18 protein-coding genes and 1 tRNA gene are annotated in these 17,617 nt (G+C 66.8%); 4 read left to right on the top strand and 15 right to left on the bottom strand.

The genetic code is table 11. The features are described 5' to 3' along the window. Window positions 1-218: poly-gamma-glutamate hydrolase family protein (locus JWP60_RS26810; RefSeq protein ID WP_363320967.1), on the bottom strand; the 218-nt coding region annotated here is incomplete at its 3' end. A gap of 728 nt (window positions 219-946) precedes the next feature. Next, window positions 947-1,022 (bottom strand) — tRNA-Thr (locus JWP60_RS22720). Window positions 1,023-1,192: 170 nt separating this feature from the next. Between JWP60_RS22720 and JWP60_RS22715 the strand changes: the two genes are divergently transcribed. After that, window positions 1,193-1,408, top strand: a complete 216-nt coding sequence (locus JWP60_RS22715) for a hypothetical protein (protein ID WP_299796467.1) — start codon at window positions 1,193-1,195, stop codon at window positions 1,406-1,408. A 178-nt stretch (window positions 1,409-1,586) separates the two neighbouring features. Beyond that, window positions 1,587-2,027, top strand: a complete 441-nt coding sequence (locus tag JWP60_RS22710; protein WP_299796464.1) for a hypothetical protein — start codon at window positions 1,587-1,589, stop codon at window positions 2,025-2,027. A 29-nt stretch (window positions 2,028-2,056) separates the two neighbouring features. On the opposite strand, the gene JWP60_RS22705 is transcribed toward JWP60_RS22710, so the two are convergent. Both JWP60_RS22705 and ligD read right to left on the bottom strand, forming a co-directional pair. Next, window positions 2,057-2,203, bottom strand: coding sequence for a hypothetical protein (locus tag JWP60_RS22705; RefSeq protein ID WP_299796461.1), 147 nt, complete (start codon window positions 2,201-2,203; stop codon window positions 2,057-2,059). A 602-nt stretch (window positions 2,204-2,805) separates the two neighbouring features. Beyond that, window positions 2,806-4,704, bottom strand: coding sequence for a DNA ligase D (ligD, locus tag JWP60_RS22700; RefSeq protein WP_299796458.1), 1,899 nt, complete (start codon window positions 4,702-4,704; stop codon window positions 2,806-2,808). A 153-nt stretch (window positions 4,705-4,857) separates the two neighbouring features. Between ligD and JWP60_RS22695 the strand changes: the two genes are divergently transcribed. Further along, on the top strand, window positions 4,858-5,469 hold the full coding sequence (locus JWP60_RS22695; RefSeq protein ID WP_299796455.1) for a response regulator transcription factor: 612 nt from the start codon (window positions 4,858-4,860) through the stop codon (window positions 5,467-5,469). 30 nt (window positions 5,470-5,499) lie between these two features. On the opposite strand, the gene JWP60_RS22690 is transcribed toward JWP60_RS22695, so the two are convergent. Next, window positions 5,500-5,691: a hypothetical protein gene (locus tag JWP60_RS22690; RefSeq protein ID WP_299796452.1), complete on the bottom strand. Its 192-nt coding sequence runs from the start codon at window positions 5,689-5,691 to the stop codon at window positions 5,500-5,502. A gap of 296 nt (window positions 5,692-5,987) precedes the next feature. On the opposite strand from JWP60_RS22690, the gene JWP60_RS22685 reads away from it, so the two are divergent. Beyond that, on the top strand, window positions 5,988-7,211 hold the full coding sequence (locus tag JWP60_RS22685; RefSeq protein ID WP_299796449.1) for a YihY/virulence factor BrkB family protein: 1,224 nt from the start codon (window positions 5,988-5,990) through the stop codon (window positions 7,209-7,211). 50 nt (window positions 7,212-7,261) lie between these two features. Here JWP60_RS22685 and JWP60_RS22680 read toward each other — a convergent pair whose 3' ends face one another. The 10 genes from JWP60_RS22680 to paaA all read right to left on the bottom strand — a co-directional run bounded on the left by JWP60_RS22680 (window position 7,262) and on the right by paaA (window position 17,588). Then, window positions 7,262-8,845, bottom strand: a complete 1,584-nt coding sequence (locus tag JWP60_RS22680) for a hypothetical protein (RefSeq protein WP_299796446.1) — start codon at window positions 8,843-8,845, stop codon at window positions 7,262-7,264. Window positions 8,846-8,909: 64 nt separating this feature from the next. Continuing rightward, window positions 8,910-9,383, bottom strand: a complete 474-nt coding sequence (locus tag JWP60_RS22675) for a hypothetical protein (RefSeq protein ID WP_299796443.1) — start codon at window positions 9,381-9,383, stop codon at window positions 8,910-8,912. Between the two features lie 138 nt (window positions 9,384-9,521). Next, entirely contained in the window at window positions 9,522-11,702 is a 2,181-nt protein-coding gene (locus JWP60_RS22670; RefSeq protein ID WP_299796440.1) for a xanthine dehydrogenase family protein molybdopterin-binding subunit, read from the bottom strand. 12 nt (window positions 11,703-11,714) lie between these two features. Then, on the bottom strand, window positions 11,715-12,653 hold the full coding sequence (gene ygiD / locus JWP60_RS22665; RefSeq protein WP_299796438.1) for a 4,5-DOPA dioxygenase extradiol: 939 nt from the start codon (window positions 12,651-12,653) through the stop codon (window positions 11,715-11,717). Window positions 12,654-13,115: 462 nt separating this feature from the next. Beyond that, window positions 13,116-13,733, bottom strand: a complete 618-nt coding sequence (locus JWP60_RS22660) for a TetR/AcrR family transcriptional regulator (RefSeq protein WP_299796435.1) — start codon at window positions 13,731-13,733, stop codon at window positions 13,116-13,118. Then, entirely contained in the window at window positions 13,733-14,818 is a 1,086-nt protein-coding gene (gene paaE, locus JWP60_RS22655; RefSeq protein ID WP_299796432.1) for a 1,2-phenylacetyl-CoA epoxidase subunit PaaE, read from the bottom strand. The genes JWP60_RS22660 and paaE overlap by 1 nt, the downstream gene beginning before the upstream one ends. A gap of 58 nt (window positions 14,819-14,876) precedes the next feature. Then, window positions 14,877-15,377, bottom strand: coding sequence for a 1,2-phenylacetyl-CoA epoxidase subunit PaaD (gene paaD, locus JWP60_RS22650; RefSeq protein ID WP_299796429.1), 501 nt, complete (start codon window positions 15,375-15,377; stop codon window positions 14,877-14,879). Further along, window positions 15,371-16,144: a 1,2-phenylacetyl-CoA epoxidase subunit PaaC gene (gene paaC, locus JWP60_RS22645; RefSeq protein WP_299796426.1), complete on the bottom strand. Its 774-nt coding sequence runs from the start codon at window positions 16,142-16,144 to the stop codon at window positions 15,371-15,373. The genes paaD and paaC overlap by 7 nt, the downstream gene beginning before the upstream one ends. Window positions 16,145-16,152: 8 nt before the next feature. Then, on the bottom strand, window positions 16,153-16,446 hold the full coding sequence (paaB, locus tag JWP60_RS22640; RefSeq protein WP_299796423.1) for a 1,2-phenylacetyl-CoA epoxidase subunit PaaB: 294 nt from the start codon (window positions 16,444-16,446) through the stop codon (window positions 16,153-16,155). A gap of 134 nt (window positions 16,447-16,580) precedes the next feature. Then, on the bottom strand, window positions 16,581-17,588 hold the full coding sequence (paaA, locus tag JWP60_RS22635; RefSeq protein WP_299796420.1) for a 1,2-phenylacetyl-CoA epoxidase subunit PaaA: 1,008 nt from the start codon (window positions 17,586-17,588) through the stop codon (window positions 16,581-16,583). Between the last annotated feature and the right edge of the window lie 29 nt (window positions 17,589-17,617).

Here is a 17,617-nt window from a genome sequence, read left to right as displayed (position 1 = left end):
GCCGGCAACTCCAGCAGCACCGACCGGATGGCCGCAGAGATTGCCTCCCGCGGCCCGTTCAGCCTCAGCGCCATGGTCATCTCGATCTGCACGCCAACGCAGCGCCGCCCACGATCGCATATGTTTTTCGGATCGGTTGCCGGCAATTTATGCCCTTGCAGCCGGGTATCGATACCGAGATCGCCTAGCGCAGCGACTACAACGAGCGCCGCCCCCACTCCGCGCTAGACTGGATCGCACCCGCCGAATTCGCCCGCCGTTGCCGGCCTAAGCCGGCAACGGTGATCCCCGAAGAGCCGGAAGTTTCTACTTCTGAGCGGTACTGAATCCTGGGACAGGGTCAATTTCGGCGAGGAATTAAGGGCCGTGCCGCGCGACTCGTCCAGCAGTCGCAATCTTACGTTCGCCAATCAAGGAAGTAGCAGAGGCCGGGATTCGCGCCCGCCGAATGACTTGGAAGTCTTGACCACCGACTGAAATCAGAATCGATGAAAAGGCTCACTTTATTAGCGGCAATAATCTCGGCCGGTCAGTTGACGCGGCGACCTTGCCGGCGGAGGGCCTGCGCCAGGCAGGCCCGGACCGTGGCAAACCTGAGCATTAAAAAGGCGTTCTGAGAGCGTGACTGCCCGGCAAGCGGATTGCGGACCACCAAGGGCACCGCTACAAGCGGCATTGCAAGCACTTGCACCAGTGGCTACCGTTGCCGAGGGCTAGAGCGCCGTGGACGGAGATCTCACGTCAGGCCAGACCTGCTACGGCACTCACTGGACTGCTGTGGCACCGGCGACTCCAGCCGCCGCTGCAAGTCCCTACGCCCGGCCGGAAAGCCGCAACGGCAGGCAACGAAGATCAAGGACCGTAGACTTCGCGAACCACACGTCCCCACAGCCTAGTGAACAGACAAGTTTGACTGGCCGCTCACGCGGCCAGTCAAAGAAGCAAGTGGTGCCGGAAAGAGGAGTCGAACCCCCGACCTTCGCATTACGAATGCGCTGCTCTACCAACTGAGCTATTCCGGCCAGCCTCGAAGTATAGCGTGCTCTTGGGCGCACGGTCGCGCGAGCGTAAGGTACGGCTCTGCGAGTCACCAAAAAAGGGCCACTCACCTAGGCGAAAATGCGCCACAACTGCGCCAAAAATCTGCCCCGCAACCGTCAACCGATTTCATGAACAACTGCAGGTCATGCGCATGGACGACGACGCCCTGTTCCTCGCAGTCATAGGGGCTGCCACCCTCCCGGGCACCGAGGCCGCGACGCCGCAGCGCCGCCAACCCGCGAGCATTAACGTCGCCAAAGTCGTCGAACGCGACGGCACGCAGGGCCTCTATTGCCTCTTCGATGGTGCACTTGCCCTCAAGGGTGGTCGTTCGATGCACTTCGCTTACCCGGGAAGCGGCGGGTGATCGAGTATCTGCTCTCGCCAATACAGAGGGCGGGAAGTGAGAGTTTGAGGGAGAGATGATGGATGCTCCAGGCGATAGGTGCGTCCCGAACATCTTCGACATATGGATTGCAATGGATCCATCAATGGGGTTGATGCACTCGAGATGAATCTGGTTAAACAAACAAGCAGGAGATTGCATGCCGTTCGTGAATGAATATGTTCCGCCAGTTGAATCGGAGCCATCTGAATTCTTCCGGGAAGCTCGCGTGAGGCTGAAGATTGGCGCTAGTGATCGGAACGTATGGACTATCGATCGCGAGAATGACATGGTGCTTGTCCGTCAGGGCGGGGGGCATACTATCGATTCTCACAATGAAGACTACTGGTCATTTATTGATCGAAAAGGCTACTACTATTGGACTACCTATCTGCTGTCTCAAAGAGAAATCTCCCAGGACGAAGTTGCCATTACCCGTTCTATTGCCTTCCAGGTTGGGCGAGGACTTAGTAATCCAGATGCGGCCACGACTGCGCGCATCAAAGAGGCGCTGTGTGAATACAAGGATTACGGCGTAGCGTCGGACTATAAGCGCGGTCTCTTGATCCTAATCGACGCGGTGACTGGGAAGGAGATCTGAGCAATGTTGACCCTCAGCCAAGCGCTTAATCAGCTGGCACAGCTCAAAGAATCTGGAAATGTTACCACCGAGGCGCTAATGGCTTTGGCCCGCAGAAGGCCGGAATCGTCCGGATTCCACACCGTCGCGAGCTTGGCGACCGCATCGAGGGCCTGCTTAAACTTGTCTTTGGACATGACTCGTCTCCTCAGATCTCGACGTTCGAAGATCAACACCAAGCTTCTTGCCGAAGATCTCACGCAGGCTCCGTCGGCCTTGCCCTTGTTCAAGGTGAACTTCTTCCAGTTGGCGCACGCGACAACGACAGTCTCTTCTCGGCCGTAGGCATCGTCGCGGACACAAACGATGTCACGCCCCCCGTCGGCGCCGGATTGGCCAAATTAATCAAGCACGTGCCAAGGTTGCATTCGCAGCAGTGTCGCAAACACAAAACGCCCGAACTGGTTGCCCGAAAGAACACTGAAATCGATGGGATGGACGGTCTGCGTAAATGCAATCGGCATGGCGCCGGGGGACTTTCCAAGGTTTTGTGGCACAGCCCTGGCACAACAAGCGCAGGAACCGACATTATCGCCGACCAATCCATGCGCTAAAATGTCGCTAACTCATTGATTTCATTGCGGTGAGTTGTCCTGGATCGTCTTCACCTCTACCCGAAACTCATTCGTAATGAGAAGGTCGGGGGTTCGATTCCTCTCTCCGGCACCAGACTCGGGTCCCTTGCCACCCATGTGGAAGCAGACCCTTTCTGTTTTTTTCGGGCGCTAGCGCAAGCGCCCTACTCCTTTCCGACCTTCAACAAGTCCGCCGCCTTCTCCAGGCTCTGTCGACTCCGCCAATACCCCGCCCAGGGATCCATGCGGCCGGCGAGGAAATCGGCAGCCGTCCTGACGTTCCATTGGTCGCCGGACCCCACCGCATCCAGCTCGTCCCACCCGATCGTCACCGACACGCCCATTCCGGCTCGCGCGCGCGCCGAAAACGCCGCGACCGTTGTCTGCGCCGGCCCGTTGCGCAGGTAGTCCACGAACACGCGGCCGACTCGGTGGCCCGCGCCGCTCCTGGCGACGAAGCGTTGCGGGATGGTGCGGGCGAGATGCTCCACGATCGCGCGGGCGATCGCCTTCACCTCGCGGTGATCGCGCTCCGGCTTCAGCGGGACGGCCAGGTGCAGGCCCTTGCCGCCGCTGGTCTTCAGCCAGCAGCGCAGCCCGAGGTCCTCGAGCAGCGAGCGGACCAACAGCGCCGCCTCCTGCACCTGCCGCCATGGCACGTCATCACCGGGATCCAGATCGAGCATCATGCGGTCCGGCAGCTCGATCGCGGCCGCGGTGCTGTTCCAGGTGTGCAGTTCGATGATGTCCAGCTGTGCCGCAGCCACCAGGTCCTCGGGCGTGGCGATGGAGATCGCCGGCTCATGGCCCGGCCAAAGCGCCGGGTCGGTGCCGTGCAGGCCGCGCATGCCTTGGGGATGTTCCTGGAAGACCATGGTCTTGGCGACGCCGGCCGGCGCCCGCCGCACGAAGATGTGACGCCCCTTCAGGTGCGGCAGTGCCCACGCCGCCGCCTGCGCGTACCAGGTGACCAGCTCCCGTTTCGTGATGCCGGTAGCCGGGTCCAGCACGCGATCGCCGTGCGTGATCCTCACGAGCTCGCGCGGGGCGAGCGCGGCTGCCGGCGAAACCCACGCCGGCCGCTTCGGCGGCTCGGGCACCACGGCGGTCGCTGCCTTGTCCTCGCGCAGCCCCTTGAAGGACGCGTGCCGCAGGCTCGCCCCCTTCGGCCATTCGTTGTACGCGACTTCGCACACCAGGTCGGGACGCACCCAGGTCGCATGGCGGTCGTGGCCCGTGGGTCCGGCGAACGGCCGCTTCTTCTGCGCCATGCCCTCCAGGCGCTGACGCAACGCCGCGGAGACCTCACCGGTATAGCCCGTGCCGACCTTGCCGGCGTACTGCAGGAGGCCGGCCTCGTCATGCGTGCCGACCAGCAGCGCGCCGATTCCGTTCGGGCGCGAATTGTCCGGCCAGGTGAATCCACCGATCACGAACTCCTGGCGCAAGCTGCATTTGAGCTTGATCCAGTCGTCGCAGCGGCGCTGCACATACGGTGAGCCGCGCCGCTTGCCGATCACGCCCTCCAGGCCCAGCTGGCGGGCCGAATGCAGGATCGCACCCGCCTCGGCGGCGATCTCCTGGCTGAATCGAAGCTGCGCGCTTTCCTCGAACAGGGCCTGCAGCAGCGCCCGTCGCTGTTCCACCGGCACGCGACGCAGATCGTGACCGTCGCACCAGGGGACGTCGAAAAGATAGAAGACGATGGGGTCGTTGCGGTTGCTCTCGATCGCGTTCTGCAGGCCGTTGAAGCTCGGTGTGCCGCCCTCGTCCAGCAGCACGATCTCGCCGTCGTACCAGCCGGCCGGCAGCTTCGCCGCGGCAAGCGCCTTGCGCAGGACCGGAAAGCGCGCGGTCCAGTCGTTGCCGCGCCGTGTCACCAGGCGCACGTCACGGCAGTCGATGCGCGCGAGCATGCGATAACCATCGAACTTGATCTCGTAGATCCAGTCACCCGCCAGCGGCTGGTCGACCCGCGTCGCCAGTTCCGGCGAAAACTCGTGCGGCAGCGCAGCCGCAACGGCTCCACTCGGCAGGGGACGGTTCGCGCGCGCGCCTGGCATCGCCCGATGCTACGAACGTACGCTGGGTGCCAGTTGTAGGACTGCCGCTGCTGACGCGCGCAGTGGCGCCAAATGCAAGCACCTGCGTCATATGATCCATGCAGACACTCCCGTATCGCGATGATCTCCACCGGTCCTGACAGCATTGAAGTCGTGTTGGCGGACGATCACGACCTGGTGCGCACGGGCATCAAGGCGCTGCTGCTCGCCATCCCGGGAGTGCGGGTGGTCGGCGAGGCGCGCGATGGCCACGAGCTGCTCGCGCTGCTCACCGGACATCTGCCGGACGTGGTGGTGACCGACATCTCCATGCCCCGTCTGGACGGCCTCACTGCACTCGCGCGCATCAAGGCGCAGTATCCGCAGCTGCCCGTGCTGGTGCTTTCGATGTACGACACCGCCGATTTCATCAAGCGCGCGGTCGCCAGCGGCGCCGACGGCTATGTGCTCAAGGGCTCGTCGGCGCACGAACTCGAGCAGGCGCTGCGCTCGGTCGTGCTGACCGGTTCCTACTTCAGCGCCGCCATTACGCAGCAGTTGTTGAAACCGACCGAACCCGAGGCGGGCCAGGAATTGACGGAACGCCAGGTCGAGGTGCTGACCATGATGGCCCGTGGCCGTTCCGCCAAGGAGATCGGCTTCGAACTGGGACTGAGCTCCAAGACGGTGGACGCGCACCGCGCCCGCATCATGGAGCGCCTCGGGCTGAACGACATTGCCAGCCTCACGCTGTACGCCGTCCGCAAGGGGCTGGTGAAGCCCTGACAGGGGTCGCGGGGCGCACCCCGCAAAGGCTCAGAACGCCCGGACCAGCGCGAGCACCACGAGACTCCAGAGCCCGACGGACGCCAGGCCTCCCAGCCAGAAGGCGCGGCTGGCGAGAAGCCCCGTGGGCGTCTCGCCTTGGACGTCGGTGTGGCCGGTGCGGGCAACGGAAGGAGCCCCGACGCGCACGCGCAGAGGCTGGTGTCGAACTACTGATGACATGAAGCAAGATTAAGCGTGGGTCGCTGCGCGGCAGTAGGAATATGGCTGCAAGCCCTGTCGGCATCGCCCTAGCAGAGTCGGTTCCCGTCAGAAGAAAGTTCCCATCTGACCGGACTGGGTTTCCACGCTGCGCAGCGTCCACGCGACGAAGCCATCACCGCTGCGACAATCGTTTTCGTAAACCTTCGGTGATCATCCTTGGCGAGTCGGCCGACGCGGCCTGCAAGTCCTGGATGACACGACCGCGTCACTCGCACCGCTACAACGGGCAGGACGCAAGCAGGAGCCGTCCCGCCATGATGAATCCCAGACACCTGATGCAGCTGTTCGTGCGGTCGGCCAAGGCCTGGTCCGACGACTACGCCCCCAGCATGGGCGCGGCGATCTCCTACTACACGGTATTTTCGCTCGCGCCGCTGCTGGTGATCGTGATCGCCATCGCCGGGGCGGTGTTCGGTCGCGAGGCCGTGCAAGGGCAGATCGCCGCGCAGCTGAGCGGCTTGATCGGACAGCAGGGTGCGACGCTGGTGCAGAGCCTGGTCGCCGCATCGAGCGACATCCACAAGGGCCTGGTCGCCGGCGTCGTCAGCGTGTTCGTGCTGATCCTGGGCGCCACCAGCGTGTTCACCGAACTGCAAAGCTCGCTCGACCGCATCTGGCACATCCCGCCTTCGGAAAAGCCCGGCGGCATCATCGCCATGCTGCGCGCGCGGCTGCTGTCCTTTGGCCTGATCCTGGGGCTGGTGTTCCTGCTGATGGTCTCGCTGCTCGTGAGCGCCGCGGCCGCCGCCTTCGGCGATCTCGCGGGCGGCCTGATGCCGGGCGCCGCCGTGCTGGTACAGGTCGTGAACATCGTCATCTCGCTCGGCATCGCGACGGTGCTGTTCGCGATGATCTACAAGCTGCTGCCCAACACGCACATCAACTGGCGCGACGTGTGGGTCGGCGCTTTCACGACCGCGGTCCTGTTCGAGATCGGCAAGTTCCTGATCGGCCTGTATCTGGGCAAGAGCAACATGACGCAGTCCTTCGCCGCCGCGGGCTCGCTGGTGGTGCTGATCGCCTGGGTCTACTACGCCGCGCAGATCTTCCTGCTGGGGGCCGAGTTCACCAAGGTCTATGCGCAGGAACACGGCTCGAAGGCGGCGCACCATGCGCTCGCGATGACCGAAGCCACGGCCGCCCAGGGCATCCCTGCCGAGAAGCTGCCCAAGGCAAAGCAGCCGGTGCCGCCGGTGGCCGCGACGAAGGCGCAGGCGGACGAAGCTGCGACCAACGCCGAGAAGAAGAAGGACCAGCACGGCGACGCGGAGCCGCCGCTCGCGGGCGCCCAGCGCCTGCGCGAAAACCGCCAGAAGATGCGGCAGACGCGACCGCCGGAACCGGTGCCGCGTAGCGAGAGCGCAATGGCGGGTGCGTCGGCAGTCGCGGGGGTGATCGCGATGGCGGTGGCGCGGCACTTCCTGCATCGCAATACCAAGCGCAGGGCGCCGCGGCCCTCAGCGCCGTCGGCGGGTTAGCGCCTGCGCCGGGCGCAGAGCGACCGAGCGGTCGGACTTGCGCGACGCATTCAGTCCGGGGACGAGTCCGCGCGCCCCTTCAGCTTGACCGCCTCTTCTGCCATCACCGCCAGTTGGTCGGCCATGCCTTCTTCCATGAGGCGGGCGCGCTTGAGGATCTTCTCCACGGCGCGCTGCGCGGTGTTGGCCGAGGTGTTGATCTCCTCGAATCCCTCGATGTGCTTGCGCATGCGCTCGATGGCGCCGTCGACCCGCGCGAAGCTGGCTGCTTCCTGCTTGTCGTGACTGGCGGCCCGCACCGACAGTGCACTGGCCACCATCAGCGCGGCGCGCAGCCACACGTCGCTGGCGGGATCTTCGGCGTCCCAGCGCAGCACCAGGTCGTTGCCGAAGCGCTGGAACACGGGGATGCTGGGTTGCGCCGTGCGCGTCGAATGAACGAACAGGCAGACCGCGGCATTGCGATTGCGCCGCGCCTCGTCGGCTTCCTTCAAGGAACGGGCCAGGTCGTAGCCGGCGTGCTGCTTGGCTTCGATCACGATCCGGGCGCCGGCGGCCAGCTTCTCCGGGCCGATCGTGATGAGGTGGTCGCCGACCTTGCAGTTGGGAATGGTGCCGGTGCTGGCGCCGGTCTCCTCCACGATGTCGCCGCCGGCCGCCACCAGCTCGCGCAGGCAACGGGCCAGGCCCTCTTCGAACTCCAGGCCATGCTGAGTGCCGCGGGCCGCTTCCTCGCGGCGCGCCTGCAGCGCCTGCACCGCGGCGTTGAGGGTCTCGGACAGGCGCGTGTTGTGTTCAACCGTGATGCGCTGGTGCTCCTGCAGCATCAGGTACATGCGCTTGAGCGCGGAGTTCTCGTTGTCCAGGCTCAGCTCGCTGGTCAGGCTGCGCTGCGCGGCCTCGACGCGGCCGACCAGGCGGCTCAGGGCCGAATCGGGTTTGTCGAGCGAGAACTCGGCCACCACGGCGCCGAGGTTGCGCGACAGCGCCTCGTTCAGGTCGCCGTGCTTGGCACCCAGTTCCGACAGGAAGCGCACCAGCGCGCCTTCCTTGTTGTCCAGGGAGAACTGATGCAGGATGGCCCCGTTCTGCTGCTGCACGGCGCCGTCCAGGGTCTTCTGCAGGTTGGCGATCAGGGCGTTGTCGCCGCTCGGGTCCAGCGCCTTGAGCAACTGGCTGTTCTCGCCGATGAACTGGTCGAACAGCTTGGCCAGCGTCTGCTCCGCCTCCTTCACCTGCTGCTTCACGACCACGGCCAGGTCGCCGTCGGCACGCGTGAGGCGGTTCACGCGCTCGACGAAGATGCCCTGGGAGGGATCGAAGTAGTGCGAGAGCGAGCCGGTCACGCGCTCCTCGAACTTGCCGCGCCAGGTGTTCAGGCGTTCGCCCAGCTGCTCCATCAGGCGGTCACCCTCGCGCCGTACCGTGTCGCTGTCCAGGGTGCCACGGGCCGCCTTCAGGCTGAGGACGCCCACCTTCAGCGCCGTGACCAGGAAGTTGGTGCGCGCCGGGCCGTCGGGGTATTCGGCCATGGCGAGCAGGACCTCGGGGTCACTCACCGCAAAGGTGACGATGGTCGGCTCGTGGCCGGCTGCGGGCTTGGTCTGGATCGGGGCGATTTCCGGGCTGCTCATGCGGTACTTCTCTGCTGCAGAGACCGTATTGTCGCCGTGCCGCCGCCCGTGCGCACGCGGCGGGTCAGCGCTTGCGCAACTCCGGGCCGGGGCGTTCTTCCACGCCGCGCAGGGGCAAGGAGGGCTCGACGGCCTCGGCGCTCGGCGCCGTTCGTATGCGCGTGACGGTGTCGGCGCCGCGGCCCTGCCCATCGAGCCAGGTGGCGAAGTCGCCCACACGCATTCGCGCGAAGGCGGCATCGGCAAGGACGACGGCCGGGCACGGCGGGACAGCCGGGGCGGCCACGCTGCCGAAGACGACCAGCCGGCCGCCCGGATGGCTGCTCCGGGCGCAGGCGATCAGGTCGCTGCACCACCAGCCATCCAGGACGAGATCGATCACGGCGAGGTCCCAGCCCTCGCCATGCCCTTCGAACCAGGCGCGCGATTGCGCGTGCCCCTTGGTGCGCGCGACCAGCTGCAGGCCACCCAGCCGGCACAGCATGTCGGGCACGATGGACCTTACGGTCAGGATATCTTCGACAAGGAACACCCGCACGCTCGCAACTCCGGCTTGGGTAGGTGATCAGATTCTGACCATCGACTGACCCCTTGGGGGCCCCCCCATCCATTTAGGCCCGGTCGTGCCCAGAGGTCGGCACGGTGGTGCCCGCGTCGCTTCGCTCCCGCGCCACACTCAGGGCCTGTTCAGGCCCTGGTCGTGAAGCAGATCGTCCAGCCGGATGGGCAGGCGGCGCACCCGCACACCGGTTGCATTGAAGACCGCATTGGCGATGGCCGCATTGACGCCGGTGGCACCGATCTCGCCCGCGCCCTTCATGCCCAGCGGGTTGATGTGCGGGTCCTCTTCGGGCACCAGCAGCGTCGTGACCTCGGCCACGTCGCCGCAGGTGGCGACCAAGTATTCGGCGAGGTCGGCATTCACGTAGTGCGCGTCGCGGTGATCGACTTCCGAGGCTTCCAGCAAGGCGGACGCCATGCCCCAGATCTGCCCCGCCATCAGCTGGCTGCGGGCGGTGAGCGGGTTGGCGATGCGGCCGCAGGCGAAGGCGCCGACCAGCCGCGGTACGCGGATCTCGCCGGTGACGGCATGCACGCGCACCTCCGCGAACTGCGCGCCGAAGGCGTAGGCCAGGTGCTTTTCCATCACGCCGCCGCCGATCACGGGCACTCCCTTGCGCAAGAGCGCGAAACCGCCGTCCTCGCCGCCGACGCCTTCCGCGCGATGCGCGATGTCCACGGTCAGCGGATACGACGCAGCCGCAGTGGCCTGCAGGCGCCGCTTCATTTCCTGGCAGGCGTGGGCCACCGCGTTGCAGGTGGTCGTGGCGCTGTTCGAGCCGGCAGTGAGGGGCGCGGCCGGCAGCTCACTGGAACCGAGCACCACTTCCACGTGGTCGACGGGCAAGTCCAGGACGGCCGCCGCGGTCTGCGCGAGGATCGTGTAGCTGCCGTTGCCGATATCGTTGCTGCCGATCTCCACGCGCGCGCGATCGGCGGCCAACAAGGTGACGCGACATTCAGCCGGGCCCATCTTCGCGGGGTACAACGCGCTGGCGCAGCCGAAGCCGATGCGCCAGTCGCCCTCGCGCCACTGCCCCGGTTGCGCCGGCCGCCGCGACCAGCCGAAGGCCTGGGCCGCGAGATCGAAGCAGGGCATCAGCGAGCGGCTGGTGTAGGGCTTGCCTTCGACGGCATCCACCTGGGTGTCGTTGCGCCGGCGCAGCTCGATCGGATCGAGCGCCAGCGCCTGCGCCAGTTCGTCCATCGCCGATTCCAGCGCGAAGAGATAAGGCAGCTCGGGCGGCGCGCGCATGAAGCCCGGCATCTGCCGGTCGGCCAGCACGTTGTGCACCTGCGTGCGGATGTTGCGGCAGGCGTAGAGGCGCGCCGTCGAGTCCGAGCCCGCCAGCGCGAAGTGATCCACGCGGCTGGTCAGCTCCCAGCTCTCGTGGGCCAGCGCCTGCAGCGTGCCGTCGCGGCTGGCGGCGATGCGCACGTCGTGCCGCGTCTCCGCGCGGAACGTGCGCACGGTGAAGCCCTGCTGGCGCGTCACGACCAGTTTGACCGGCCGCTGCAACTGGCGCGCGGCAAGCGCGATCAGCGCCGTGTAATGCGCGAGCGGCCCGCGCGACCCGAAGGCGCCGCCGACAAAGGGACAGTGCACGCTGATGCGCTCGGGCGCGATGCCCAGTTGCGTGGCCAGGCCATGCTGGTAGGCGCGGGTGTTCTGGCTCGACTCCCACACGACCAGGCGATCGCCCTGCCACTCGCACGTCGCCTGGAACAGCTCCAGCGGATTGTGGTGCTGCGCCGGCGTGTCGTAGCGCAGGTGCAGTTGCACGGCGGCGGCCTTCCACGCGGCCTCGGCATCGCCGCGGGACAAGTGCGTCTCACCGAGCGCTTGCGCCGGGACCACCGACGCACCGGGATCGTCCATGCCTGCCGTGGCCGCCTGCGGCGCGTACTCCACGCGCAGCGACCCGGCCGCGTCGCGCGCGATCTCCGCGCTTTCGGCAACGACCACGGCGACGATCTGGCCGGCGAAGAAGATTTCGTCGGACGCCAGCGGCGGCCGCGAGAAGGTGAGGTGCCCGCGCCCGGCAACGCTCTTGGCTTCGTGCACGAGCCCGCTCGCGTTTTCATGCGTCAGCACCAGCAGCACACCGGGCCGGGCGGCGATGGCAGCGCTGTCGATCGCGCGGATGCGGCCCCGCGCGATCGGGCTGGACACGAGCCAGGCGTGCGCCGCGCCGGCCGGCTGGTGGTCGGCGCCGTACAAGGCACGGCCCGTCACCTTGTCGGGTCCGTCGACGCGGGGCAGCGCCTGGCCGAACGGGGCGGCAAGTGGAGTCATCACGGGGTCTCGCTACATGTTGGTCTGTTCAGGGGGCACGCGCTGCGGGTCGGGCAGGTCCGCCGCGCCGGCATTGCTGCCCCGGGTGTCCCCCTGCGGTACCTTGCCCAGCACGTAGCTGGTCATCGTGAGCGCGCCCATGGACCCGCCCTCCAGGAACGGCCGTGCCGGCTCGCCAGCGGCGCGGCACAGGCCCGCCAGATACGCCAGCGGCAGGAAGTGCTCGGGCGTCGGCACCGCGGCGTGGTAGTCGGCGTGGCGCCCGGCATCCGCCAGCCGCCCGGGATCGCGCGTCATGATGTCCTTCACTTCATCGTCGAAGCGCTGGGCCCAATCGAAGGCCTCCTCGGTCCGGTGCCGGTCGAGGCGACGCAGGTTGTGCACCACGTTGCCGCTGCCCAGGATGAAGATGCCGCGCTCGCGCAGCGGCGCGAGCCGTGCGCCCAGGTCCACGTGGTACTGCAGGTCCTCGGCAATGTGCAGCGAGAGCTGGATCACCGGGACGTCGGCGCGCGGATACATGTGCGCGAGCACCGACCACGTGCCGTGGTCCAGGCCCCAGCTGTCCTCGTCGAGGCCGAGGTAGGCGGGCCGCACCACCTCCGCGATTTCGCGCGCGATGTCGGGCGCGCCTGGAGCGGGGTAGTCGAAGTCGAACAGCGCCCGCGGAAAGCCGTAGAAGTCGTGGATCACGCGCGGCTGCTGCATGGCCGTGAGGGCGCTGCCCTGGATCGTCCAGTGCGCCGAGATCGCCAGGATGGCGCGCGGCCGCGGCAGGCTTTGTGCCAGCGCGTGCCAGGCCGTGGTGAAGCGGTTGGACTCGAGCGCGTTCATGGGACTGCCGTGCCCCACGAAGGCGGCGGGCATCAGGTCGGAAGCGGGCATCGCGGGCCTTTCGTGCGTGGGCAATTCTCGCTCGCGGCCCGGGGGCGTGGTGTAGGTCGCGATCATTCGGATAACTCTGCCGCCCTGTTCTGCGCTTGGCCTCATCCACTGCCTCGGCACCTCGCGGCTGCGCATCGCCGGTCGCGCGTCAAGCGCAGCTGTCACCTGGGCGACTGCATGCGGCTTGCAGGGGAGAGAGGCGCACGGCGCGCTGCATCGCAGCAAGCTCTCATGCCTGCCCCGTGCGATGCTCGCTTGTCAAGAGTGCCGTGACCGGACGGCACCAAAGTGCCTGCGGAATACTCACCCTGTCGAAAGCAAGCACTGGCGCGGCCTGCGACGCTTGCCCACGGCCTTTTCCACAGGCTTCTCCACCGTAGCTGTGGGAATCCGCCTACCGATGGTTGCAACATCCTTCATGGTCGACGCCCTGCGCGTGCTGCATGTCGACGCCGAACTCGTCGCCATCGCAGCGTTCGAGCGCGGGCGCGTGAGCAAGCGCTACCTCGCACGGACACCATTGCTTGATCACGCAAGCGTCGTGAGCTGCGGTGCCTGCACGGCGGGCAGGCCACCGAGGAACAGGTCGGCCACCACGGGTGCCATGTCCTCGTAGGCCAGCGCACCGTGCGGCTTCATCCAGGTGAACATCCAGTTCACCATGCCGAAGAGAAGCATCGTGAGCGGCTTGCCCAGCGCGGCGTCCTTCAGGTCCGGACGCAGGGCGACGACCACGCCCGTGAAGGCGGCCACCACTTGCCGTTCCTTGGCGAGGATGCGCTTGCGGTCCGCCGGCTCCAGGAACTTGACGTCTTCGGTCAGCACGCGGTGCTCGTTCTGCGCGTTGGCGTATTCCTGGACCAGCCGGCGGATCAGCGCGCGGAGTTGCCCCTGCGGCGCCGCCTCTTCCGCGAGCGCGGCGCCGACGATCCCCTGCAGGCGGGTGACGTGGCCCTCGGCGATATTCACGAGCAGCGCGTACTTGTCGCGGTAGTAGTGATAGAGCGTCGCCTTCGACAGGCCGCAGGCCTCGGCCACCTGGTTCATCGAGGTCCCCGGATAGCCGCCGCGCGCGAACAGCGCCGCCGCGTGCTGCAGGATCAGCTCGCGCTGGTCGTCGTAGCCGGAATGGCGTCCGCGTCCCATCAGCGTTCGTCGAAGGAAAGGACTACGCGCTCGGTGAGCGGATGCGCCTGGCAGGTCAGCACGTAACCGGCTGCCACCTCCTTCTTGTCCAGGGCGAAGTTGCGCTCCATCCGCACCTGCCCTTCGACCAGCTTGGCCCTGCAGGTGCCGCAGACGCCCGAGGTGCAGGAGAAGGGCACTTCCAGTCCGGCATCGGCGGCCGCATCGAGGATGCTGGCCTGCTCGCGGCTGAAGGCAATCTCGCGCGCCAGCCCGTCGCGCACGATCGTGATGCGTGCCTGCGCCGCATCCCCCGGCTGCGCCTCGTGGACGACGGCGCCGACCTGACCGCTGGCCGGCTGCGCGATGCCGAAGCGCTCGATGTGGATACGCTCCTCGGGCACGCCGGCGGCCAGCAGCGCGGCCTCGGCCTCGTCGTTCATCTGGAAGGGGCCGCACACATACGCATGGGCGATGCCTTGCGCCGGCACCAGCAGCGCCAGGAACTCCCGCAGCTTCTCCCGGTTCATCACACCCATGTTGATGTCCGAGTCGCTCTGCTCGTCGGAGAAGACATGGTGGATCGCCAGCCGGGACAGGTACTTGTCCTTCAGGTCCTCCAGTTCCTCCTTGAACATCGTGGAGCGCAGCCGGCGGTTGCCGTAGACCAGCGTGAAACGGCTGCCCGGCTCGCGCGCCAGCACGGTCTTCATGATCGAGAGGATGGGCGTGATGCCGCTGCCGCCGGCGATGCCCAGGTGGTGGCGCCGCGCGGCCGGCTCGATCGGCACGAAGAAGCGTCCCTGCGGCGCCATGACGCTGAGCGTGTCGCCGGCTTGGAGCTGCTCGTTGATCCAGTTGGAGAACAGGCCGCCGGCCACCTTGCGCACGCCCACGCGCAATTCGCCATCGTCGACCCCGGCGCAGATGGAATACGAGCGCCGCAGATCCTGGCCGCCGATCTCGCGGCGCAGGGTGAGGTACTGGCCCTGCGTGAAGCCGAACACAGGCCGCAGGTCTGGCGGCACCTCGAAGGTGACGATCACCGCTTCCGATGTATCGGGCTGCACCGAGCGCACCCGCAGCGGATGGAAGATCAAACTCACGGGAAAACCTCCGCGCGCAGCGCTGCGGTGCGAGCCCCTTCGGGCGGCCGTGCGGGGCTCATAGCGGCTTGAAATATTCGAAGGGTTCGCGGCACGCCAGGCAGCGGTACAAAGCCTTGCACGCGGTGGAGCCGAAAGCGGAGGTGCGCTCGGTTTGCGTGCTGCCGCAATGCGGGCAGGCGACGCGATCGGCATGGCGGCGGACGATGCGGATCGGCACGCCGCCCTCGGGAAGCGTAGCCCCGGGTGGGGCGATGCCGTAGTCGCGCAGCTTGCGCCTGCCCTCTTCGGAGATCCAGTCGGTGGTCCAGGCAGGGGCGCTGCGCAGCGTGGCACGCGCGGGGCCCAGGCCCTCGGTCTCGATGGCGGACAGCACGCTCCGTTCGATGGCCTCCGTCGCGGGGCAGCCGGAATAGGTTGGCGTGAGCACCACCTCGAGCTCCTGCCCATGATCGATCACCTCGCGCACGATGCCCAGGTCGCAGACCGACAGCGCCGGCACCTCGGGGTCGAGCACCTCGCCCAACACCCTCCAGGCGCGCTCGCTGCGCGTCACCACACGCCTCCCGGATAGCTGCGCTGCAGGTGCTGCATTTCGGCGAGCAGAAAACCCATGTGCTCGCTGTGCACGCCCTGCTTGCCCGTGCTCGTGAACGCGACGGACCCCGGCAGCGCCAGGCCCGCCTCGTCGAGGATCTGCGCCATCTCCGCCAGCCACGGCTCGCGCAGGTCGCTCCAGCGCGGGCCCAGGCCGCTGTCGTGCGCGTGCCGGTCCACCGCATCGTCCGCGAACAGCTCCGCGTGATAGCGCCACAGGTCCGCCATCGCGCGCTCCACCCGCGTGCGCGACACCTCGGTGCCGCCGGCCAGCCGCACCAGCCAGTCGGCCGCGTGCTCCTGGTGGTAGTGCGCTTCCTTGACCGCCTTGCCGGCGATGGCTGCGAGCTCGCTGTCCGTGGACTGCGCCAGCCACTGCCACAGCTGCTTGAAGAAGGTGGCCATCATCGTGTTGCGCAGCGTGGTGAAGGCGAAGTCACCGCGCGGCAGTTCGACCAGCGTCACGTTGCGGTAGTCGCGCTCTTCGCGCAGGAAGGCAAGTTGGTCCTCGTCGCGCCCCGCGCCTTCGCGTGTGCCGGCGTGCGTGAGGATGGCGCGGCATTGCCCGATCAAGTCCAGCGCCATGTTGGCCAGGGCGATGTCCTCTTCCAGCACGGGGGCGTGGCCGGTCCATTCCGAGAGGCGCTGCGCGAGGACCAGCGCGGTGTCGCCGATGCGCAGCAGGTACTGCACTTCGGGGCTCGTGCTGACCTGGATGGAAGGCTGCATGCCGGGCCTCACATGTGGTCGACGGATTCGGGCAACTGGTAGAAGGTGGGGTGGCGGTACACCTTGTCTTCCATCGGATCGAAGTACATGCCCTTGTCGCCAGGGTCGCTGGCCACGATGTGCTCCGAGCGCACCACCCACACGCTGGTGCCTTCCTGCCGCCGCGTATAGACGTCGCGCGCCAGCTGGATCGCCATCTTGGCATCGGCCGCATGCAGGCTGCCGCAATGCTTGTGATCGAGCCCGCTCTTGCTACGGACGAAGACCTCCCACAGGGGCCATTCGTTGCTGGGATTGCTCATGTGTGTCCCTTCAAAACCAAATATCCGGACGCAGAAATCGCAGAAGTTCCGCAGAAGACGCAAAAGGAAATCAATAGGGATGCTTCTGCGCCTTCTGCGAAACTTTTGCGCCTTCTGCGTCCGGATATTGGGTGTTACGCGGCCACGGCCTGCGCCACACCCTTGCGCGCAAACGCCAGCGCCGCCTCCCGCACCCACTCACCCTCTTCCCACGCCTTCACGCGGGCGGCCAGGCGGTCGCGGTTGCAGGGGCCGTTGCCGGCGATCACGTTCCAGAATTCGGTCCAGTCGATCGCGCCGAAGTCCCAGTGCTGGCGCTCCTCGTTCCACTTCAGTTCGGGATCGGGCAGCGTCACGCCCAGCACCTTCGCCTGTTCGACGGCGGCGTCGACGAAGCGCTGGCGCAGTTCGTCGTTGGAGACGCGCTTGATGCCCCAGCGCATCGACTGCGCGGTGTTGGGCGACTGGTCGTCCGGTGGGCCGAACATCATGATCGAAGGCCACCACCAGCGATTCACCGCGTCCTGCACCACCGCACGCTGCGCATCGGTGCCCTTGCCCATCATGGTCAGCAGGCTCTCGTAGCCTTGCCGCTGGTGGAAGCTCTCCTCGCGGCAGATACGGATCATCGCGCGCGCATACGGCCCGTAGGAGCAGCGGCAGATCGGCACCTGGTTCATGATCGCCGCGCCATCGACCAGCCAGCCGACGACGCCGACATCGGCCCAGGTCAGCGTGGGGTAGTTGAAGATCGAGCTGTACTTCGCACGACCGGTGTGCAGCGCCTCGAGCATCTGGTCGCGCGAGGTGCCCAGCGTCTCCGCGGCCGAATAGAGATACAGGCCGTGGCCGCCCTCGTCCTGCACCTTGGCCAGCAGGATGGCCTTGCGCTTGAGGGTCGGTGCGCGCGTGATCCAGTTGCCCTCGGGCAGCATGCCGACGATCTCGGAATGCGCGTGCTGGCTGATCTGCCGCACCAGCGTCTTGCGATAGTGATCCGGCATCCAGTCCTTGGGCTCGACGAACTCGCCCGCGGCGATGCGCGCCTCGAAGCGCTCTTCCTGCTGCACCTCATCGACTGCCCGCACCGGCCTGGGCGCATCCGGGTCGCGGGACTGGGTGTCCATGGCTTGGGTGTACATGCGAACTCCTGCGGACCGGACGAATGACC

Origin of the sequence: Ramlibacter sp., from assembly GCF_028291745.1 — a bacterium.
GTDB lineage: Bacteria > Pseudomonadota > Gammaproteobacteria > Burkholderiales > Burkholderiaceae_C > Ramlibacter.
Note: the sequence above shows the minus strand (reverse complement) of the source record. Positions and strands in the feature narration are given on the sequence as shown.